This is a genomic window from Pseudomonas sp. Bc-h, from assembly GCF_002080045.1.
In the GTDB taxonomy this organism is placed as follows: domain Bacteria; phylum Pseudomonadota; class Gammaproteobacteria; order Pseudomonadales; family Pseudomonadaceae; genus Aquipseudomonas.
Map to the genome: position 1 here is coordinate 413,542 of NZ_MUIN01000003.1, position 20,053 is coordinate 433,594.

General features: G+C 59.2%; 17 protein-coding genes. 8 read left to right on the plus strand and 9 right to left on the minus strand.

The features are described 5' to 3' along the window. Positions 1 to 61: 61 nt before the first annotated feature. Entirely contained in the window at positions 62 to 1,210 is a 1,149-nt protein-coding gene (argE, locus tag BWR59_RS06680; RefSeq protein ID WP_081564837.1) for an acetylornithine deacetylase, read from the plus strand. A 152-nt stretch (positions 1,211 to 1,362) separates the two neighbouring features. Continuing rightward, positions 1,363 to 2,661 carry an amino-acid N-acetyltransferase gene (argA, locus tag BWR59_RS06685; RefSeq protein ID WP_081564838.1) on the plus strand — a complete coding sequence of 433 codons (1,299 nt, stop codon included), beginning with the start codon at positions 1,363 to 1,365 and terminating at the stop codon, positions 2,659 to 2,661. 180 nt (positions 2,662 to 2,841) lie between these two features. On the opposite strand, the gene gshA is transcribed toward argA, so the two are convergent. The 3 genes from gshA to BWR59_RS06700 all read right to left on the minus strand — a co-directional run bounded on the left by gshA (position 2,842) and on the right by BWR59_RS06700 (position 7,333). Further along, positions 2,842 to 4,428, minus strand: coding sequence for a glutamate--cysteine ligase (gshA, locus tag BWR59_RS06690; RefSeq protein WP_081564839.1), 1,587 nt, complete (start codon positions 4,426 to 4,428; stop codon positions 2,842 to 2,844). Between the two features lie 197 nt (positions 4,429 to 4,625). Beyond that, entirely contained in the window at positions 4,626 to 5,009 is a 384-nt protein-coding gene (locus BWR59_RS06695) for a PaaI family thioesterase (RefSeq protein ID WP_074757916.1), read from the minus strand. Continuing rightward, positions 5,009 to 7,333 carry a Tex family protein gene (locus BWR59_RS06700; protein WP_081564840.1) on the minus strand — a complete coding sequence of 775 codons (2,325 nt, stop codon included), beginning with the start codon at positions 7,331 to 7,333 and terminating at the stop codon, positions 5,009 to 5,011. The genes BWR59_RS06695 and BWR59_RS06700 overlap by 1 nt, the downstream gene beginning before the upstream one ends. 281 nt (positions 7,334 to 7,614) lie before the next feature. Here BWR59_RS06700 and ompR point away from each other — a divergent pair, with 281 nt between their 5' ends. Then, positions 7,615 to 8,355, plus strand: a complete 741-nt coding sequence (ompR, locus tag BWR59_RS06705) for a two-component system response regulator OmpR (RefSeq protein ID WP_081564841.1) — start codon at positions 7,615 to 7,617, stop codon at positions 8,353 to 8,355. Between the two features lie 167 nt (positions 8,356 to 8,522). Further along, complete coding sequence (locus BWR59_RS06710) at positions 8,523 to 9,836, plus strand: ATP-binding protein (RefSeq protein WP_081564842.1); 1,314 nt, start codon at positions 8,523 to 8,525, stop codon at positions 9,834 to 9,836. A gap of 58 nt (positions 9,837 to 9,894) precedes the next feature. On the opposite strand, the gene rimK is transcribed toward BWR59_RS06710, so the two are convergent. Further along, entirely contained in the window at positions 9,895 to 10,755 is an 861-nt protein-coding gene (gene rimK, locus BWR59_RS06715; protein WP_081564843.1) for a 30S ribosomal protein S6--L-glutamate ligase, read from the minus strand. Further along, complete coding sequence (locus BWR59_RS06720; RefSeq protein ID WP_178111215.1) at positions 10,752 to 11,207, minus strand: ATP-dependent zinc protease; 456 nt, start codon at positions 11,205 to 11,207, stop codon at positions 10,752 to 10,754. Before BWR59_RS06720 ends, rimK begins: the two co-directional genes overlap by 4 nt. Before the next feature lie 355 nt (positions 11,208 to 11,562). Between BWR59_RS06720 and BWR59_RS06725 the strand changes: the two genes are divergently transcribed. After that, positions 11,563 to 11,964 (plus strand): S4 domain-containing protein, encoded by a 402-nt coding sequence (locus BWR59_RS06725; protein WP_081564845.1) that lies wholly within the window; start codon positions 11,563 to 11,565, stop codon positions 11,962 to 11,964. Between the two features lie 90 nt (positions 11,965 to 12,054). On the opposite strand, the gene BWR59_RS06730 is transcribed toward BWR59_RS06725, so the two are convergent. Continuing rightward, positions 12,055 to 12,864, minus strand: a complete 810-nt coding sequence (locus BWR59_RS06730; protein WP_081564846.1) for a phosphatase PAP2 family protein — start codon at positions 12,862 to 12,864, stop codon at positions 12,055 to 12,057. Between the two features lie 98 nt (positions 12,865 to 12,962). On the opposite strand from BWR59_RS06730, the gene hslO reads away from it, so the two are divergent. Further along, complete coding sequence (gene hslO / locus BWR59_RS06735; RefSeq protein WP_081564847.1) at positions 12,963 to 13,865, plus strand: Hsp33 family molecular chaperone HslO; 903 nt, start codon at positions 12,963 to 12,965, stop codon at positions 13,863 to 13,865. A 203-nt stretch (positions 13,866 to 14,068) separates the two neighbouring features. Continuing rightward, positions 14,069 to 15,610 (plus strand): phosphoenolpyruvate carboxykinase, encoded by a 1,542-nt coding sequence (locus BWR59_RS06740; protein WP_081564848.1) that lies wholly within the window; start codon positions 14,069 to 14,071, stop codon positions 15,608 to 15,610. A 45-nt stretch (positions 15,611 to 15,655) separates the two neighbouring features. Here BWR59_RS06740 and BWR59_RS06745 read toward each other — a convergent pair whose 3' ends face one another. From BWR59_RS06745 to BWR59_RS06755, 3 genes are all read right to left on the minus strand, one after another. Continuing rightward, positions 15,656 to 16,027 carry a DUF1493 family protein gene (locus BWR59_RS06745; RefSeq protein WP_081564849.1) on the minus strand — a complete coding sequence of 124 codons (372 nt, stop codon included), beginning with the start codon at positions 16,025 to 16,027 and terminating at the stop codon, positions 15,656 to 15,658. A gap of 208 nt (positions 16,028 to 16,235) precedes the next feature. Further along, positions 16,236 to 16,952 (minus strand): hypothetical protein, encoded by a 717-nt coding sequence (locus BWR59_RS06750; protein ID WP_081564850.1) that lies wholly within the window; start codon positions 16,950 to 16,952, stop codon positions 16,236 to 16,238. A 102-nt stretch (positions 16,953 to 17,054) separates the two neighbouring features. Further along, positions 17,055 to 17,867, minus strand: a complete 813-nt coding sequence (locus tag BWR59_RS06755; protein WP_081564851.1) for a hypothetical protein — start codon at positions 17,865 to 17,867, stop codon at positions 17,055 to 17,057. Positions 17,868 to 18,109: 242 nt separating this feature from the next. On the opposite strand from BWR59_RS06755, the gene BWR59_RS06760 reads away from it, so the two are divergent. Next, positions 18,110 to 20,053: a RecQ family ATP-dependent DNA helicase gene (locus BWR59_RS06760; RefSeq protein WP_081564852.1), complete on the plus strand. Its 1,944-nt coding sequence runs from the start codon at positions 18,110 to 18,112 to the stop codon at positions 20,051 to 20,053.

The following is a 20,053-nucleotide window of genomic DNA, read 5'->3' on the forward strand; positions in this document are numbered from 1 at the left end:
TATTCCAGCTGTCCAATCACCCTATGATGGGGCGTGTCGTACCTGTACCGAGGAGTCGCCCATGCCGTTACCGTCCATGAAAGACCAGTTTGCGGCTCTAATCGCCGCGCCTTCGGTGAGTTGTACGCAACCTTCGCTGGATCAATCCAACCGCGCGGTCATTGATCTGCTCGCCGGGTGGCTCGGCGACTTGGGTTTTGCCTGTGATATCCAGCAGGTCAGCCCCGGCAAGTTCAATCTTCTGGCCACCTACGGAACGGGTCCCGGCGGCTTGGTGCTGTCCGGTCATAGCGATACGGTCCCTTATGACGACGCATTGTGGAAGACCGATCCACTGAAGCTGACAGAAGTCGACGGCAGGTGGTTAGGACTTGGCAGTTGCGACATGAAAGGCTTTTTCGCACTGGCAATCGAAGCCTTGCAGCCCTTGCTGGATAAACCCTTCAAGCAGCCGTTGATCATTCTGGCGACCTGCGACGAAGAAAGCTCGATGTCCGGTGCCAAAGCTCTGGCCGCTGCTGGCGGTACCCTCGGCAGGGCGGCGGTGATTGGCGAACCCACTGGCTTGAAGCCGATTCGCCTGCACAAAGGCGTGATGATGGAGCGCATCGAGATTCTCGGGCGCAGTGGCCATTCGTCGGACCCAAGCCTTGGCCACAGCGCGCTGGAGGCCATGTACGACGCCATTGGCGCGCTCAAGAATCTGCGTCAACAGTGGCAGGAGAAGTATCGCAATCCTCAGTTCAGCGTGCCTGCACCGACAATGAACTTCGGCTGCATCCATGGCGGCGACAACCCCAACCGGATTTGCGGCCAGTGCTCGCTGGAGTTCGATCTGCGTCCGCTGCCGGGCATGGATCCGGAAATGCTGCGTTCGGCGATCCGGCAGAAGCTACAGCCGCTGGCTGAACTGCATCAGGTGAAGATCGATTACGCGCCGCTGTTCTCGGAAGTCGCACCCTTCGAACAAAACGCCGATGCGGAACTGGTTCGGGTTGCCGAGCGTCTGACAGGTCATACGGCCGAAGCAGTGGCATTTGGCACCGAAGCGCCTTATCTTCAGCGCCTTGGTTGCGAGACGATCGTGTTGGGCCCCGGCGACATCGCCTGCGCGCATCAGCCGGGCGAATATCTCGAAATGTCACGTTTGCAGCCTACAGTGCGTCTATTGCGTCAGTTGATCGAACATTACTGCCTGGCCGCCCCTTGAATGCCCCGTGAGCGCTGTCGTGTGAGACAGCCCCACTTTCTGAATCAGACTAGAAGGAGAGTACGCGTGTTGCGATGCCTGTTCCGACGATAAAGCTCATGCCGTTGTGAGTGCTTTCACCCTTCGTCCATCTTCTACAGGCTCTTTCGGATATGCCCGATTACGTCAATTGGCTCCGCCACGCGTCTCCCTACATCAATGCCCACCGGGATTGCACCTTCATCGTCATGCTCCCGGGCGACGGCATCGACCACCCCAATTTCGGCAATATCGTTCACGACCTCGTGCTGCTGCACAGTCTGGGTGTTCGTCTGGTACTGGTTCACGGTTCACGTCCGCAAATCGAAAGCCGTCTGGAAGCCCGCGGGATCACGCCGCATTTCCACCGCGAACTGCGCGTCACCGATGCCGCCACTCTTGAGTGCGTCATCGACGCCGTAGGCGCACTACGCATTGCCATCGAAGCGCGTCTGTCGATGGACATGGCGGCTTCGCCGATGCAGGGCTCGCGTCTGCGCGTGACGGGCGGCAACTTCGTCACGGCGCGCCCGATTGGCGTGCTTGAGGGCGTTGATTATCAACACACTGGCGAAGTGCGCCGGATCGACCGCAAGGGTATCAATCGTCTGCTCGACGAACGCTCTATCGTGCTGCTGTCGCCGCTGGGCTACTCGCCTACCGGTGAAATCTTCAACCTCGCCTGCGAAGACGTCGCCACCCGCGCCGCCATCGACCTGGGTGCAGAGAAGCTGCTGCTGTTCGGCGCCGAGTCTGGCTTGCTGGACGAGCAGGGGCGTCTGGTCCGTGAGCTGCGTCCGCAGCAGGTTCCGGCGCACCTTCAGCGCTTGGGTAGCAACTATCAGGCAGAGCTGCTTGATTCGGCGGCGCAGGCCTGTCGCGGCGGCGTGGCGCGCAGCCATATCGTCAGTTACGCCGAAGACGGCGCTCTGCTGTCCGAGCTGTTCACCCGCGCGGGTGGCGGCACGCTGGTCGCCCAGGAGCAGTTCGAGCTGGTGCGTGAGGCGTCGATTGGTGATGTCGGTGGTTTGATCGACCTGATCACGCCGCTGGAAGAGCAGGGCATTCTGGTGCGTCGCTCACGTGAGGTACTGGAGCGCGAGATCGAGCAGTTCAGCGTGGTGGAGCGCGAAGGGCTGATCATTGCTTGCGCAGCGTTGTACCCGATTGCCGATTCCGAGACAGGCGAACTGGCGTGTCTGGCGGTGAACCCCGAATACCGTCATGGCGGGCGCGGCGATGAGCTGCTAGAGCGTATCGAGGAGCGCGCACGGGCGCAGGGCTTGAAGACGTTGTTCGTACTCACGACGCGCACGGCCCATTGGTTCCGTGAGCGCGGCTTTGAGCCGAGCAGCGTCGACCGCCTGCCTAGCGCTCGGGCATCGCTCTACAACTATCAGCGAAATTCGAAGATTTTCGAGAAGGCGATTTGAGGGCGTTCCTGTCTGACTCGGATTCAGCGTCGACTCGACATTAACGTGGGAGGGAGCTTGCTCGCGAGGAGGTAGGTACAGGCGATAGGGTTACATCGGCCGTACGGTAATCTTCGCGAGCAGGCTCCCTCCCGCGGTTTGAATCAGCGCCCTGCCAGAGAAGGGCGCGGCGCCGTTTGATCAGTTACTGATCTTCAGAATGCTCGCCTGATAGGCACCGACAAAGGTGTCGAAATCCACCGGTTCTTCGTTCTGCTCCATTTCGGACTGCTGCGCCAGGGACTCACGGGCCTTGGTTTCAAAGCTCGCCTGATCCTCGGTGCTCAATGGCCGGCTGCGGAAGTAATCGGCATGTACTTGCGCCTGACGCAACGAGAACGCGGTGAAGCCTTCCTTGTGTTCGGTCATGGCTGCCAGCACTTGGGCCGAAGGCGTCAGCGACGAATCGGCGACTTTCGCACGCTGAACGACCAGTGACTTGGCGTGCTCGTCGATACCCTGGCTCTGGTCCAGCAGATTGATGATCGGCTCGATCTTGTCGAGCAACTCGTTAGCCCATTCTTTCAGGTCAATGGTCGCGGTGTTGCGGCTCAGTTGCAGCCCCGGACGACGACCTTCCTTGACCACGGTCAGGAAGTTGCTGCTGGCGTTGCCGCATTCGCAGTCGGCCAGTTGCGGGCTTTCCTGCAGGGCGCAGAACAGAACGAAGGCATCAATGAAGCGCGACTGCTGCAGATCGATACCGACCGGCAGGAACGGGTTGATGTCCAGGCAGCGCACTTCGACGTACTGCACGCCACGGGCTACCAAAGCCTGAATCGGACGTTCGCCGGAATAGGTGACCCGCTTGGGTCGAATGGTCGAGTAGTACTCGTTTTCGATCTGCAGAACATTGGTATTGAGCTGAATCCACTCACCGTCCTTGTGCGTGCCGATTTCGACATAGGGTGCGTAGGGCGTTGCCACCGCTTTGCGCAGGCTGTCGGTGTAGGTCAGCAGGTCGTTGTAGCACGGCGTCAGGTCAGCTTGGGCATTGCTCTGGTAACCCAGGTCGCTCATGCGCAGGCTCGTGGCGTACGGCAGGTACAGCGTGTCGGCGTCGAACTGCTCAAGCTGATGCGAGCGGCCGCGCAGGAAGCTGGCGTCCAGCGCCGGCGATGCGCCGAACAAATACATCAGCAGCCAGCTGTAGCGACGGAAGTTGCGGATCAGGCCGATGTAGCTCTCGGACTGGAAGTCGCGGTCGCTGCCTTCGAAAGCTTCGGTTTGTTTGAGTACTGGCCAGATCGCTTCCGGCAGAGAGAAGTTGTAGTGAATGCCGGCAATGCATTGCATCGTCTTGCCGTAGCGCAGCGCCAGGCCCTGACGATAGACGTACTTGAGCTTGCCGATGTTGGAGGTGCCGTAATAGGCGATCGGGATGTCTTCTTCGGCCGGCAACGGGCACGGCATCGAAGGGCTCCAGATGTACTCGCTGCCCAGCTTGCTGTAGGCGAAACGGTGGATTTTTTCCAGGCTATCCAGCGTCTCCGCCGGATTGGTCAGCGCCGGAGTGATGAACTCAAGCAATGACTCGGAGTAATCCGTGGTGATCTGATCGTTGGTCAGCGCAGAGCCCAAGGCCTCTGGATGCGGTGTCTGGGCCAGACGACCTTCGCCTGTAACGCGCAGGCATTCACGCTCGATACCGTGCAGGCACTTCTCCAGGAGGGAGAGGTGACGGGGCTCGCCAAGCAGGGCCAGGCGGCGGTTGAGAAGTTCGCTCAAGTTGGATTCCTTCACGCGTCAGTCGGCCCTATATGGGGGCGATATGGCGGTCTACAAGGGTGAAGAAAGGAACTGGCGTTTTCGCCTCGTTTTTGGTCCGAACGCCGATGCCCGTCGCTGATTGATCCCACAGGGAAATCAGAAAATTTCGACACTGATACACAGTGCCGAAATTAACCCATATCCCTATCGGACAGCTAGACGATCGCGAACGTGCCTTGCGCTTTCGCGACCAGCTTGTCGTCCTGGCGCACTTCGGCTTCGACCACCAGCGTACGCCGCCCGGCATGCAGCACCGTGCCGATGCAAGTCACTTCGCCGTCCGGAACACCGCGTACGTAGTTGATCTTGCACTCCACAGTCACGCTTTGCTTGTCGAAGCCATGGGAGCTGGAACAGGCCAGCCCCATGGCGATATCGACCAGGCTGAACAGCGCGCCGCCGTGCATCACGTTGCCGCGATTGCGCAAATGCGGTTCCAGCGCCAGCGTGACCTCGGCGACACCGTCGCCCAGCCGCACCAGTTTGCAGCCCAGTGTCTTGAAATAGGCGCTCTCGGTCAGGCCTTCCGGGATTTCCATCAGCGTTTCTTCAATTGTTTGGCGTTAGCGAACAGCGAAGCCATGGCGTTGTTGGCCGGGGCTGCCGTTGCGGGTTCTTTGCGTGGAGCGCTGCCCTGCTGCTGGCGCGGCGCCGAGCCTGGACGTGCGCCACGAGCACCGTCGATCTTTTCGCCTGGTGTATCGCTCATGCGCATCGACAGACCTACACGTTTACGCGGAATGTCGACTTCCATGACCTTGACCTTCACCACATCGCCGGCCTTGACCGCTTCACGCGGGTCCTTGATGAATTTCTCCGAAAGCGCAGAGATATGCACCAAACCGTCTTGATGAACGCCGATGTCGACGAAGGCGCCGAAGTTGGTCACGTTGGTGACCACGCCTTCCAGGATCATGCCCAGCTGCAGGTCTTTCAGGTCTTCGACACCGTCCTGGAACTCGGCGGTCTTGAACTCTGGGCGCGGATCGCGACCAGGCTTTTCCAGTTCCTGAAGAATGTCAGTGACAGTCGGCAACCCGAAGGTCTCGTCGGTGAATTTCTTCGGGTCCAGACGCTTGAGGAAGCTGGCGTCACCGATCAGCGAACGAATGTCGCGGTCAGTTTCAGCCGCGATGCGCTGCACCAGCGGATAGGCCTCAGGGTGAACGGCCGACGAATCCAGCGGGTTATCGCCATTCATCACACGCAGGAAGCCTGCGGCCTGTTCGAAAGTCTTCTCACCCAGACGCGCGACTTTCTTGAGCGCGGCGCGGGTTTTGAAAGCACCATTTTCGTCACGGTGAGTGACGATGTTCTGCGCCAGGGTGGTGTTGAGGCCGGAAATGCGAGCCAGCAACGCGACCGAAGCAGTGTTCACGTCAACGCCTACGGCGTTCACACAGTCCTCGACCACAGCATCGAGGCCGCGCGCCAGTTTGAGCTGGGACACGTCATGCTGATATTGGCCGACACCGATGGACTTCGGATCGATTTTTACCAGTTCGGCCAGTGGGTCCTGCAGGCGACGAGCGATGGACACGGCGCCACGGATCGACACGTCCAGATCCGGGAATTCCTTCGATGCCAGTTCCGACGCCGAGTACACCGATGCGCCCGCTTCGGAGACCATGACCTTGGTCATCTTCAGGCCTGGGTACTTTTTGATCAGCTCCGCGGCCAGTTTGTCGGTTTCACGGCTGGCGGTGCCGTTGCCGATGGCAATCAGGTCTACCGAATGCTTGGCGCAGAGTGCGGCCAGCACGGCGATGGTTTGATCCCACTGATTTTTCGGAACGTGCGGATAGACTGTTGCGTAGTCCAGCAACTTGCCGGTCGAATCCACTACCGCCACCTTGCAGCCGGTGCGCAGGCCAGGGTCCAGACCCAGTGTCGCACGCGGCCCGGCAGGTGCGGCCAGCAGCAGGTCGTGCAGGTTGTGGGCGAAAACGTTGATCGCTTCGGTCTCGGCGCCGTCGCGCAGTTCGCCCAGCAGATCGGTTTCCAGATGGGAATAGAGCTTGACCTTCCAGGTCCAGCGCACGACTTCCGCCAGCCATTTGTCTGCCGGACGATTCTGATTCTGCAGGCCGAAACGCTCGCTGATCATCATTTCGCACGGATGCAACGTGCCCGGCAGCTCTTCACCGACTTTCAATGCAGAGCTCAAGATGCCTTCGTTGCGGCCGCGGAAAATCGCCAGGGCGCGGTGCGACGGCATGCTCTTGAGCGGCTCGTCATGTTCGAAGTAGTCGCGGAACTTCGCGCCTTCTTCTTCCTTGCCGGCAACGACCCGCGCGCTGATCACGGCTTCGTGCTTCAAGAAGCTGCGCAGTTTCTCCAGCAGCGTGGCGTCTTCGGCGAAGCGCTCCATGAGGATGTATTTGGCGCCTTCGAGCACGGCCTTGACGTCGGCGAAGCCTTTTTCGGCGTCGACAAAACGTGCGGCTTCGGTCTCGGGTGTCAGGCTCGGGTCGTTGAACAGACCGTCCGCCAACTCGCCAAGGCCGGCTTCCAGAGCGATCTGGCCTTTGGTGCGGCGCTTCTGTTTGTACGGCAGGTACAGGTCTTCGAGGCGGGTCTTGGTGTCGGCGAGTTTGATGTCGCGTGCCAGTTCCGGGGTCAGCTTGCCTTGCTCTTCGATGCTGGCGAGGATGCTGATGCGGCGTTCATCGAGCTCGCGCAGATAGCGCAGGCGCTCTTCCAGATGACGCAATTGCGTGTCATCGAGGCTGCCAGTCACTTCTTTACGGTAGCGAGCGATGAAGGGCACCGTAGAGCCTTCATCCAGTAGCGCGACGGCCGCTTCGACCTGTTGCGGGCGGACACCGAGTTCCTCGGCGATGCGGCTGTTGATACTGTCCATAAAACCACCTGGCAAATGTGTGTGCAAAAAATCAGCTGCTGGCGAACCGCCGCAAGCGAGTGTTGCCTGACCTTGAGGGCGGCGCATTATACCCAGTGAACCCCGATTAGGGGACCGCCCTGTCAGATGCCGCAAAAGCGCCTGTGTGGTCACAACCGCGGCATTCGCAAAGCCGCGAAGCAGAGCACCAGTGGCGGCTCAGGAAAAATCTGCTAACAATGCACACGGTGCGCATCACAGCAGCTACGCCATAATGCGCGCCGAGATCAAAGGAGCTTCCAATGAGCAGCACTGCACAAACGGCTGAAGGCGAGAAAATCCTCATCGTTGACGATGACCCGGGCCTGAGCAGCCTGTTAGAACGCTTTTTCACCAGCAAGGGCTATCGCGCCCGTGCTGTGGCCAACGTGGAGCAAATGGACCGCCTGCTGGCTCGCGAAGTATTTCACCTCGTGGTGCTGGACTTGATGCTGCCCGGTGAAGACGGCCTGTCCGCCTGCCGCCGACTGCGTGCCGCGAACAATCAGGTTCCGATCATCATGCTGACCGCCAAGGGCGACGAGCTGAGTCGCATCAAGGGTCTGGAACTTGGCGCCGACGATTACCTGGCCAAACCTTTCAACCCTGACGAACTGATGGCTCGCGTCAAAGCCGTGTTGCGTCGTCAATCCGCACCGGTACCCGGCGCGCCTGCCAGCGAAGACGAAACCGTCACTTTCGGCGAGTACGAGCTGTCGCTTGCCACGCGCGAGCTGAAGAAGGGCGACGAAGTCCACATGCTGACCACCGGTGAGTTCGCCGTGCTCAAAGCGCTGGTCATGCACGCACGCGAACCGCTCACCCGCGACAAGCTGATGAACCTCGCCCGTGGCCGCGAATGGGATGCGCTGGAGCGTTCGATCGACGTACAAATCTCCCGTCTGCGCCGCCTGATCGAAGTGGACGCCGCCAAGCCGCGTTACATTCAGACAGTATGGGGCGTGGGGTATGTGTTCGTGCCGGATGGTGCCGGCAAGCAGTAACAGCAAGTCGACAGGTTGCTTGCCGGGCGCGTTGCACGCCTGCATACGCTAGCCAGTCACCTCGATGCACCTGAAAGCAGGCATCGGCGTGGCTGGTTTTGCTGTCTGTTGCTATCCGCGAAATTTCGCGAGCCTGGCTCGCTCCTGCAAAGTGTGTAGCTGCTGTTATGAAGACACCGCTCTGGTTCCCGCAAAGCTTTTTCTCTCGCACGTTGTGGCTGGTGCTCATCGTCGTCCTGTTTTCCAAGGCGCTGACCCTGGTTTATCTGCTGATGAACGAAGACGTTCTGGTTGATCGCCAGTACAGCCACGGCGTCGCTCTGACTTTGCGGGCTTACTGGGCAGCCGACGAAAGCGATCGACAGACCATCGCCGACGCGGCGGGCCTGATTCGTGTGGTGGGTGGCGGTGTACCTGAAGGCGAGCAGCACTGGCCGTACTCGGAAATCTATCAGCGCCAGATGCAGGCCGAACTCGGCGCCGATACCGAGGTGCGACTTCGCGTTCATGCGCCGCCTGCCTTGTGGGTGCGAGCGCCGAGTCTGGGCGATGGCTGGCTGAAAGTTCCTCTCTATCCACACCCTTTGCGCGGCCAGAAAATCTGGAGCGTCCTGGGCTGGTTCCTGGCGATCGGCCTGTTGTCGACTGCTTCAGCCTGGATCTTCGTCAGCCAGCTCAACCAGCCGCTCAAGCGCCTTGTATTTGCAGCCCGCCAGTTAGGTCAGGGGCGCAGTGTCCGACTCCCTGTCAGCGACACCCCCAGCGAAATGACCGAGGTCTACCGCGCTTTCAACCAGATGGCTGAAGACGTCGAGCAGGCGGGGCAGGAGCGCGAGTTGATGCTCGCAGGTGTCTCCCACGACCTGCGTACGCCTCTCACGCGATTGCGTCTGTCGCTGGAGCTTATGCCGGTCGACAACGAGTTCATGGAAGGCATGGTTCGTGACATCGAAGACATGGACGCCATCCTTGATCAGTTTCTGGCGTTCATCCGCGACGGGCGCGACGAGGAGGTCGAAGAAGTCGATTTGGTCGAACTGGTTCACGAAGTCGTCGCACCGTACAACAGCCCTGTGGAGCAGGTGCGCCTGTGCCTTGAGTCCATTCCCCCGTTCCCATTGCGCCGGGTCTCGATGAAGCGCCTGCTCAACAACCTCATCGGCAACGCCATGCATCACGCGGGCAATGGTGTCGAAGTGGCGGCGTACGTATCCGGCGACAGCGGCGCACCTTATGTGGTGCTCAGCGTGCTGGACCGAGGCATGGGTATCGATCCGTCGGAGCTGGAGGGCATCTTCAACCCCTTCATACGCGGTGATCGCGCTCGAAGCGGAAAAGGGACGGGGCTGGGTCTGGCAATCGTCAAGCGCATCGCCGCAATGCACGGCGGCAATGTCGAGTTGCGCAACCGCTCGGGGGGTGGGCTTGAAGCCAGAGTGCGTTTGCCGTTGGGATTACTACTGCCCAGGGACGCGGATTAGCTGGTCGGTCTGATCCTCGTAGCAGTCCGGCTTGCCGGCGGTGGCGATTTTACTAACGTCACCTGTACTGAATGATCATCCCTGCCACGTCCTTGCCGGTGGTGGTTTCGATGCCTTCCAGTCCGGGCGACGAATTTACCTCCATCACCAGCGGTCCGTGGTTGGAGCGCAGGATGTCTACCCCCGCGACGCTCAGGCCCATGACCTTGGCCGCACGGATTGCGGTCATGCGCTCTTCTGGGGTGATCTTGATCAGGCTTGCAGTACCGCCCCGGTGCAGGTTGGAGCGGAACTCCCCCGGCTTGGCCTGGCGCATCATCGAGGCGATGACCTTATCGCCGACGACAAAGCAACGAATATCGGCGCCGCCCGCTTCCTTGATGTACTCCTGAACCATGATGTCCTGCTTCAGGCCCATGAACGCTTCGATGACCGATTCCGCTGCCGTTGCGGTTTCGCACAGCACCACGCCGATGCCCTGAGTGCCTTCCAGCACCTTGATCACCAGCGGCGCGCCGTTGACCATCTGGATCAAATCGGGGATGTCGTCCGGAGAGTGGGCGAAGCCTGTGACCGGAAGCCCAATGCCACGCCGCGACAGCAGCTGCAGCGAGCGTAGTTTGTCGCGGGAGCGGGCTATGGCGACGGATTCGTTGAGCGGAAAGACGCCCATCATTTCGAACTGACGCAACACGGCGCAGCCGTAGAAGGTCACGGAAGCGCCGATGCGGGGAATGACCGCGTCGAAGCCTTCCAGGGGTTTTCCTCGATAGTGGATCTGCGGCTTATGACTGGCAATGTTCATATAGGCGCGCAGGGTATCGATCACCACGACCTCGTGGCCCCGCTGGATACCAGCTTCGACCAGGCGACGAGTTGAATACAGACGCGGGTTTCGCGAAAGCACAGCGATCTTCATGCAACACCTGTGGGAGAGGAATTAGAGGCCGGGAACGCCGGCTTGTCCTGAACGTATGTAATGCCCGGATTGACCACCAACTGGCCGTCGATCAGAGCCTTTGAACCCAATAGCAATCGGTACCGCATGGCCTTGCGGCAGGCAAGGGTGAATTCCACCGGCCAGACGCGATCGCCCAGCGCCAGCGTAGTTCGAATCACGTATCGCACCTGTGAATGACCGTTGGAACTCTTGATGGTTTTCATCGCCACCAGTTGGGCCTCGCAACGTCGATGACGCAGTTGCACCACCGTGCCCAGATGAGCGTTGAAGCGCACCCACTTCTCGCCATCGCGCTCGAAGGGTTCTATTTCCGTGGCGTGCAGGCTGGAAGTGCTCGCCCCGGTATCGATCTTCGCGCGCAGCCCGGCGACCCCCAAGTTGGGCAGCGCCACCCATTCGCGAAGGCCGATGACTGTGAGATGGTCGAATGTTTTCAAAGCGATTCCGTACGTTTGCGCGTTCTGCCAGACACCTGGAACAGCCTGGGTCAATGGCTTGAATGCAGGTCCGAAAAATACCGGGCCTGCATCAGAAAAATTCCGCAGTCGGCGAAAAAGTCCGCTCTTCAGGCGTGCACGATGCCTGCGGCGATGACTCTAACGCTCAACTCGGTCCAGATTGTGACAACCCCGAGAACGATAGCCTGACGAACACCAGAACGCATTCCCCTTGCTGCGTGGAGGGGATTCTAACCAAGGCTTGAAATTACTGCGTGCTCGGCGTTGCGTAGTACAGTTCTGACTATCACCCGATTGAGGAATTCAGATGACACAAAAGTCAGACGAAGACGACAAGGTTCGTTTGGATAAGTGGCTATGGGCAGCGCGCTTCTTCAAGACTCGCGCGTTGGCCAAGGCGGCGATTGAAAGTGGCAAGGTGCATTGTCGGGGCGAGCGATGCAAGCCGGGCAAGGAGCCGCGCATCGGCGACGAGTTTCAGATTCGCGCCGGGTTCGACGAGCGCACCGTGGTAGTCAACGCCCTGTCCATCGTTCGCCGTGGGGCCCCCGAAGCGCAGTTGCTCTACAGCGAAACTCCAGAAAGCCTGGCCAAGCGCGAGCAGGCTGCCGAGATGCGCAAGGCTGGAAGCCTGGGGGTAACGACCGATGGCAAACCGACCAAGAAACAGCGTCGGCAGTTGTTCCAGTTTCATTCCGGGGATGATTGAGGGCAACTGGATCAAAGTCCGGCCTGCCGGCGGAGGCGATTTCAACAACGCCATCGCCGGCAAGCTTGGTTGCTACAGGTTTTGATCGATCTACAGATGTGCACCCGGCTTCATGATACTCAAGCAACGCAGCAGCGGAAAACGCCCGAACAGATTGAAAAGCGGTGCCGTGGCACGAAGCAGCCAGCCAGTCACCACCGCAACGAACGGCGTGTAGCAACTCCAACCCAAAGCCAACAAAGCAATCATCACGCCGCCGATGTAGTCGTCCTGGCCCCAATGCGCGCCTGCGACCAGGCGCGGCATCATGAACAGGAAGGCCAGTGCCCAGATGATCACGCGCTGGCCGACACTGCGGCTGAATACGGTCATGAACATCGCCCAGATCAGCAGTACCGAGGCGTGGTCGCCCGGGAAGCTCTGGCTGGAGCGGTCCTTGAGCTGCCACTTGTCTTCCAGCGTCGGGAAGATCTCGCTGAGTTTTATGGCATCAGGGATCACCATCGAGGCGCTGTCGTGCTGCAGCGAGCTGTGGTCGATGATCTTGGAAAAGACAGTGCGGATGATCAGCAGCAAGATCAGTGTCAGCACGAATCCGATCAACGCGGCGCGTGTCTGCACGGCCTTGAAGACCCAGTCACCCTTGATCAGCAGCATCAGCAGAATCAGGCCAACGACAATATCGAAGGGGCGCATACTGGCGATTGTCCAGATCCACAGCCAGACTTTGTTCTGCTCCAGCGGCCGGTTCAGCAGGTGAAAAAACCACTCGTCGAATTGAGTGAAAGCCGCATGGCCTGTAGGCCAGATCCACACCAACAGCAGCACGAGCGCTACCAGATTACACAGCAGGAATTTTTTGGCGTTCCACTTGGGTTGGAACAGCGCGGGATAGTCCATAAAATGCCCCCATCGGCATGACAATGCACCCAGCGGTGCTAAACCGCGTTTTATAGGCGTTTGTCATCAACTTGTCATTACTTCAGATACCAATTTCTATGCATGATTTCCCGGATATCGATTACACCCAGCGTTTCATCTTCGACGAAAGCGACGTGCGCGGTGAGCTCGTGGCGCTGGAGCGCAGCTACGCCGAAGTGCTGGCCAAGCATCCGTACCCCGAGCCCGTGGCCCAGTTGCTGGGTGAAATGCTCGCCGCAGCAGCGTTGCTTGTCGGCACATTGAAATTTGACGGTTTGTTGGTCTTGCAGGCGCGCTCACCAGGCCCGGTTTCCCTGCTGATGGTCGAGTGCTCCAGCGAGCGCGAGATTCGCGGCATCGCCCGTTACGACGAAAGCCTTATAACGCCTGACGCTACGCTGAAAGAGCTGATGCCCGACGGCGATCTGACCATGACCATCGATCCGCGCCAGGGCAAGCGCTATCAAGGCATTGTAGGGCTGGACGGTGTGGACCTGTCGGAGTGTCTGTCTGAATACTTCGTGATGTCCGAGCAGTTGCCTACACGATTCTGGATCAAGGCTGACGGCAAACGCGCTCGCGGCCTGCTGCTCCAACAACTGCCACCGGCGCGCCTGACTGACCCGGAAGAGCGCGAAGCCAGCTGGCAACACGTCAACACCCTGGTCGATACCCTGACCGCCGAAGAGCTGTTGAGCCTGAACAACGAAACCGTGTTGCATCGTCTTTTCCACGAGGACGCGGTGCGCATGTTCGATATTCAGCCTCTGATATTCCGTTGCAGCTGCTCGCGTGAGCGCTCTGCCAATGCGCTGGTCAGTCTTGGTCTGGAAGATGCACAGCAATTGGTGATCGAGCACAACGGCACCGTTGAGATCGATTGCCAGTTCTGCAATCAGCGTTATCTTTTCGACGCAACCGATGTAGCGCAGCTGTTTGCAGGCGGCGGGGTCGACACCCCTTCGGATACCCGTCATTGATGTAGTTTTTATGTAGTGCCGATGCTGGGCTGAATGGTTTCCGCCCAGCGGGCCGCGTTCTTCATTATGTAGTTCTGACAGGAGGGCCCTACCTTTTTTGGGCTTTTCTGGCATAATCCGGCCCACTTTTTAGCTGTAGTAGTTTGGGTTTTTCTACTACAAAACGTTTGGAGCACTCGGCCAGCGGGCCGACGGGGAATCTCATGACGCAAGCCAATAACGCCGTTTACACCGATCTCAGTGTTGACGATCTGGTTAAAGAAGCCCTCAAACGCGAAGAAGGCGTCCTGTCCGATACTGGCGCACTCGTCGTGGAAACTGGCCATCGCACCGGTCGTTCGCCAGTTGACCGCTTCATCGTTGAAGAACCATCCACTCAGGACGCTATCGCCTGGGGCCCGATCAACCGCAAGTTCCCGGCCGACAAGTTCGATGCCCTGTGGGCTCGCGTCGAGGCGTTCAACAACGCTCAGGAACACTTCGTCTCCCACGTTCACGTAGGCGCTGCCGAAGATCACTACCTGGCCGTCAAGATGACCACCCAGACTGCCTGGCAGAACCTATTCGGTCGTTGCCTGTTCATCAATCCGGCTCAGTACAACCCGGCCGGTCGCCAGGAATGGCAGGTTCTGAACGTTGCGAATTTCGAATGCGTGCCAGAGCGTGACGGTACAAATTCAGACGGTTGCGTGATCCTCAACTTCGCACAGAAGAAAGTGCTGATCGCTGGCATGCGTTACGCCGGCGAGATGAAAAAAGCCATGTTCTCGGTGCAGAACTTCCTGCTGCCAGCTGCTGACGTGCTGCCAATGCACTGCGCCGCCAACATCGGCGAAGAAGGCGACGTCACCCTGTTCTTCGGCCTGTCCGGCACTGGCAAGACCACGCTGTCCGCAGACGAAAGCCGTTACCTGATCGGCGACGACGAACACGGTTGGGGTGAGGGCGTGGTGTTCAACATCGAAGGCGGTTGCTATGCCAAGTGCATCGACCTCTCCGAGAAGAACGAGCCTGTCATCTGGAAAGCCATCAAGCACGGCGCAGTACTGGAAAACGTTGTTCTCGACGCCAATGGCCACGCCGACTACGCCGACAGCAGCCTGACCCAGAACAGCCGCGCAGCCTACCCGCTGGAGCACGTTGAAAAACGCTCCGAGCAGAACCTCGGTGGCGAGCCGAACGCTGTGATCTTCCTGACCTGCGACCTGACCGGCGTTCTGCCGCCAGTGTCGATCCTCAGCGAAGAACAAGCGGCCTACCACTTCCTGTCGGGCTACACCGCACTGGTTGGTTCCACCGAAATGGGCTCGGGCGCCGGCATCAAGTCGACCTTCTCCACCTGCTTCGGCGCACCGTTCTTCCCACGTCCGGCTGGTGAATACGCTGAGCTGCTAATCAAGCGCATCCGCGGCTTCGGCTCCAAGGTCTACCTGGTCAACACCGGCTGGACCGGCGGTGGCTACGGCGTCGGTAAGCGTTTCAACATCCCGACCACCCGTGGCGTCATCGCGGCCATCCAGAGCGGCGCGCTCATCGGTGCAGAAACCGAGCACCTGGCCACCGTCAACCTGGACGTGCCGAAGTCGGTACCAGGCGTCGACACCGCTCTGCTCAACCCACGCAACACCTGGGCTGACAAAGCAGCGTACGACGAAGCGGCAAAAGCACTGGCCGGTCTGTTCATCGAGAACTTCAAGAAGTTCGACGTGAGCGACGCGATCAAGGCAGCGGGTCCGAAGCTGTAAGATCGGGTTCTGTTGAAAAAGAAACCGCCCTTTGGGGCGGTTTTTTTATGTTCGCGTTTCGGGTGGCAGCGCCTCGATGTCCTTTGTCACCCACCGCCGATGTTTGATGGCGTGATGAAGCATTCCTAGCGTCAGAGGAATGCTTGCGCGTCGGTCTTCCGATCGCCGCCATCTGAACAGATCATAGCCCTCGGAGTTGAAGTACCTGTAAGCGTCATAGTCGATGAAGTCGATGGGAAACTGCTCTGCCAAGTCTGCCATCAGTTCCGCAGCGTCATCGCCATCGCAATCCAGATCATGGTTGATCGAGGTGTTGGAGCCTAACTGGCTCATATCCAGCTCTCCAAGGTTTTCGGTGAGCAAAGCCAGCAATTGACGCATATCTTTGTCGTCTGGAAGTGGTGCACGCGCTTTCATGGTTAGTACAGGTAGCTTCGGGTGGCTTACAAGCCTACATCGGAGGGTGGTTCAGAGTTTGTAGTGCGTGTCTGGAATGCCTGTAAGACGCGAAGGATTTTGCGGCCGGTTCCCGGCAGATCGCTGGCAAGCCGAGCTCCCACGCCCCTCGGGCAGAATCAACATCAGCGGTGCTATCACGCGGCCAAGGAATCAACTTGAGGGATGCTCACCCCGCCTTGCCCATCACCGGAAAATCCTGGGTGATATCGAAACTGCCCTTGGCGACGACGCTCTTGGCGTTGCACAGCTTTGCATCGAAGCCAGGGTGGCGTTCGCCGTGCTGGGCGGCGTAGGCGGCGGCTTCTCTGGTGCAATCGTCGGTGGGCTGTTCGGGGGAGAGGGCGGCATTGAACTGGAAGGTGCCAACGAGGCGATAGCGGTCCAGCAGTTTGTTGTCGGACTGCAGTTTTTCGATTTTGCTGAAGTCGAGTCTGACGTTGCTGTTGGCGCCGCTCTTGTCGGTGTCGTAGTACTGATAGTACGAGCCGGTGTCATAGGAGGCGCTGTTTTCATCATGGGCGACTTCCACGCGACCGCCCTGAAACATGATGGCCTGCTTTTCCTGATCCGGGTTGTCGAAGGAGAAGCCCAGGATGGGGCCGATGCTGACCTCGTTGCGATCACCTTCGGCCTCTTGGTCCGCACTCAAGGTCAGCCAGTTTGAACCGGGCAGTTTGCCTGGTAAAAAGCCTACGCCGACTGCGTCGCCCTTGGCCTCGTAATGCAGATTCAGCGCCCCACTGACATCCACCGTCATCGACTTCGACAACCCCCGCGCGTCCGCTGCGGCGCTGCCGGGCTTTTCGGCCTCTTTGTCGCCACAACCAGCGAGTGTGGCGATCAGCGCGGTGAGCAATAGCGGTAAGTAGCGAGTGCGGGTCATGACGGTTTCCTGAAGTGATCGGCGTGAAAGCCTCTGCTTGGCGGAAGGTATGACCACCGGAATCAGGATTTGTCGATGCCAGGGGTTGAAAATTGTTCTGACCTAAGGCCGATACGTCCGCGCGGCTTCGCAATATTGCTCCTGCGCCTGCTTGTTCTTCTCGTCCTTGTCCTTGGCCAGCCGTTTGCTCCAGTCGCTGCACATGTCCTTGAAGTAGGGTTCTGCGGCGCGGCGGCATTCGCGGTATTCGACGCTGTCGGTCTTGAAGTTCATGCACACGCTGCTGTTTTCGACGTGGTTGTTGTAGATGCGGTAGCGGGCTTCGTAGCGGTTGCGGCTGTCAATTTCACGTATCAGGACACCGGCCACTTCATAACGTCGACCACTGGGTTCGGCTTTGGGCCTGGCGGCACCCGCCTTGTAATCGGCCATGTAGCGGTCGGAAACCATGCCCTGTGGGCGGGGTGCGTTGTAGTCGGTGGGTTGCGCTTCGCCGAAGCGGCAGTTGATTACGTCGCGATCAATGACGTTGCCGTTTTTCAAGCAATCATCCAGTGGCTTCGAGGCCACAGGCTGTGCTGTTTCGAGCTTTGGCGCTACATAGACCACCTGTTCCGTGGTGCGGATATCGGCAGGGGGCGCAACCGTTGCGGACTCTTCGCCTATTTCTACGGCTGGTGGCGGGGCGATAGCGATTTGGGACGCTTTGGGTGTGTGAAACATCCGCAGGGCCAGAAAGACGATCGCTATGGCCAATGCGAGACAGATAACCACGCTGCTGAGCGGCCAGCTGCTTTTGGTATGTGCGACTTTTCGTTTGGTGGGGTGGGAGCCGAGTACGACGTCGAACTGATCCGGCGCCAGACGTTGCAGGACGGTTTGCCCCTCGTCCTTGGGCTGTTGGTTGGGCTGCATTGCCTCTCCTTGGCGTAGCCCGGTTTTCGGGCGTTATCAGGGCCTGCGAAAACGAGCGACATGTAACGTGAATGTCTGTGGCGGCGAGGTTAATCGTCGCGATGTTGTTTTGCTAGTACTCGTATCGGTTCTGCATCAGCGATGTATGCTGATTGGCATTTCTGTAACGGTTTAGGTGTACTGCGCCCAAACCTGCCGCGCTAAGGTTCAACACCCTTGCGACGGTCCATGGAGTGGCAGCTATGCATCAAACCCTTGAGCAGGTTTTCGGTTATCGGCAGTTTCGTTCCGGACAAGAGGCCGCTATCAGCGCCGTGTTAGCGGGGCGCTCGGCGGCTGCGATTTTCCCGACGGGCTCCGGCAAGTCGCTGTGTTATCAGCTGCCGGCATTGTTGCTGCCGCACCTCACGTTAGTGGTCTCGCCCTTGCTGGCGTTGATTCAGGACCAACTGGCGTTCCTGCAACGCCACGGTATTGCCGCGGCGAGTATCGATTCGGCGCAGAGCCGCGACGATGTGGCCGATGTCATGAGCCGAGCGCGTTCGGGCGAGCTGAAGATTCTGATGATTTCCGTCGAGCGCCTAAAAAATGAGCGTTTTCGGCATTTCATCGCTCAGGTGCCGATTTCGTTGCTGGTGGTCGACGAGGCGCACTGTATTTCCGAGTGGGGGCATAACTTTCGCCCTGACTACCTCAAGCTTCCGGACTACCAGCGCGAGTTCAACATCCCACAGACTCTGCTGCTGACGGCTACAGCGACCCCGCAAGTCATCGCGGACATGCAAGCCAAATTCGCCATCGAGCCGAACGATGTGGTTACTACAGGCTTTTACCGTCCCAACCTCACTCTGTCGGTCGAGCCAATTCCGGGTCGAGATAAACGCCGGCGTCTTGTTCAGTGGCTGGGTGAGCGCGCGGGGCAACCAACCATTGTCTATGTCACCCTGCAGAAGACTGCCGAGTTCGTCGCAGCGCACCTGGCGCAAAGCGGCATTCCCGCTCAGGCCTATCACGCGGGTTTGCCTCATGACAAACGCGAGTCGATCCAGCGCCAGTTCATGGACGGGCGCCTGAACTGCATCGTCGCCACCATCGCCTTCGGCATGGGCATCGACAAGAGCGACATTCGCAACGTGGTGCATTTCGACCTGCCCAAATCCATCGAGAACTACAGCCAGGAAATCGGCCGGGCAGGGCGTGACGGTGCGGAGTCGCAATGTCTGGTGCTGGCCAATCGCGACAGCCTCAATGTGCTGGAGAACTTCGTGTACGGCGACACGCCTGAGCGCGAGGGGATCCGCAGGGTACTGGAGGATTTGCTCAACGCTCGCAATGACGGCCAGTGGGAGTTCCTGCTGCTGCCGCTTTCGGACATGAGCAACATTCGCCAGTTGCCGCTCAAGACGTTGCTGGTCCAGCTGGAGCTGCGCGGGATCATTGCACCGCGTTATTCCTACTTCGCCGAATACAGGTTCAAGTACCTGATCGAACCCGAGCACCTGGTGCAGCGTTTTCAAGGGGAGCGTCAGCAGTTCGTGCAAGCATTGGTGGAGACCTCAAGCCGTGCGCGGACGTGGGCCACGGTTAATTTCGACGCCATGTATCAGCAATATCAGGCCGACCGCGCGCGGGTAGTGACGGCGTTGGACTTCTTTCAGGAGAAAGGCTGGATCGAGCTTGAAAGCAAGCAGATGACCGAGGTTTACAGTCTGTTGGTGACTGATTTCGACTCCGACGCCTTGAGCGAAGAGTTGCACGATTACTTCGTTCATCACGAGACGACCGAAGTGGCGCGCATCCACGCGATGCTTGATCTTTTCGCAAGCGATCAGTGTCTGGCCCACCGTCTGTCGCAGTATTTTGGCGATGAACAGGCGCCGCAGCATTGCGGGCATTGCTCGGTGTGTGCGGGCAAGGTTGCGCACTTGCCTGAACCTGCGGAACTCACGCCGCTTGAACAACAGGATTTTGACGGGTTGTGTGGCGAGTTCATCACTAGGCATATGGACGCGCGCGGCCACGACCCCAGCGTCGAATGCCTGACCCGGTTTTTGTGCGGGATCAGCGTGCCGTTGTTTACCAGGCTAAAAGCCAGAAATACCCCCGGGTTCGCGGTGCTGGAAGACTATCCATATGCCCGGGTACGTGATTGGCTTACACAGCAGGTCCAGCGGTTTCATCGTTAG

What these genes read in the sequence shown, in the direction of transcription:
- BWR59_RS06760 (WP_081564852.1), top strand. Translation starts at nt 18,110, where the DNA reads ATGCATCAAACCCTTGAGCAGGTTTTCGGTTATCGGCAGTTTCGTTCC.
- argE (WP_081564837.1), top strand. Translation starts at nt 62, where the DNA reads ATGCCGTTACCGTCCATGAAAGACCAGTTTGCGGCTCTAATCGCCGCG.
- BWR59_RS06710 (WP_081564842.1), top strand. Translation starts at nt 8,523, where the DNA reads ATGAAGACACCGCTCTGGTTCCCGCAAAGCTTTTTCTCTCGCACGTTG.
- BWR59_RS06700 (WP_081564840.1), bottom strand. Translation starts at nt 7,333, where the DNA reads ATGGACAGTATCAACAGCCGCATCGCCGAGGAACTCGGTGTCCGCCCG.
- rimK (WP_081564843.1), bottom strand. Translation starts at nt 10,755, where the DNA reads ATGAAGATCGCTGTGCTTTCGCGAAACCCGCGTCTGTATTCAACTCGT.
- BWR59_RS06740 (WP_081564848.1), top strand. Translation starts at nt 14,069, where the DNA reads ATGACGCAAGCCAATAACGCCGTTTACACCGATCTCAGTGTTGACGAT.
- BWR59_RS06750 (WP_081564850.1), bottom strand. Translation starts at nt 16,952, where the DNA reads ATGACCCGCACTCGCTACTTACCGCTATTGCTCACCGCGCTGATCGCC.
- BWR59_RS06725 (WP_081564845.1), top strand. Translation starts at nt 11,563, where the DNA reads ATGACACAAAAGTCAGACGAAGACGACAAGGTTCGTTTGGATAAGTGG.
- BWR59_RS06755 (WP_081564851.1), bottom strand. Translation starts at nt 17,867, where the DNA reads ATGCAGCCCAACCAACAGCCCAAGGACGAGGGGCAAACCGTCCTGCAA.
- argA (WP_081564838.1), top strand. Translation starts at nt 1,363, where the DNA reads ATGCCCGATTACGTCAATTGGCTCCGCCACGCGTCTCCCTACATCAAT.
- BWR59_RS06745 (WP_081564849.1), bottom strand. Translation starts at nt 16,027, where the DNA reads ATGAAAGCGCGTGCACCACTTCCAGACGACAAAGATATGCGTCAATTG.
- ompR (WP_081564841.1), top strand. Translation starts at nt 7,615, where the DNA reads ATGAGCAGCACTGCACAAACGGCTGAAGGCGAGAAAATCCTCATCGTT.
- hslO (WP_081564847.1), top strand. Translation starts at nt 12,963, where the DNA reads ATGCATGATTTCCCGGATATCGATTACACCCAGCGTTTCATCTTCGAC.
- BWR59_RS06730 (WP_081564846.1), bottom strand. Translation starts at nt 12,864, where the DNA reads ATGGACTATCCCGCGCTGTTCCAACCCAAGTGGAACGCCAAAAAATTC.
- BWR59_RS06695 (WP_074757916.1), bottom strand. Translation starts at nt 5,009, where the DNA reads ATGGAAATCCCGGAAGGCCTGACCGAGAGCGCCTATTTCAAGACACTG.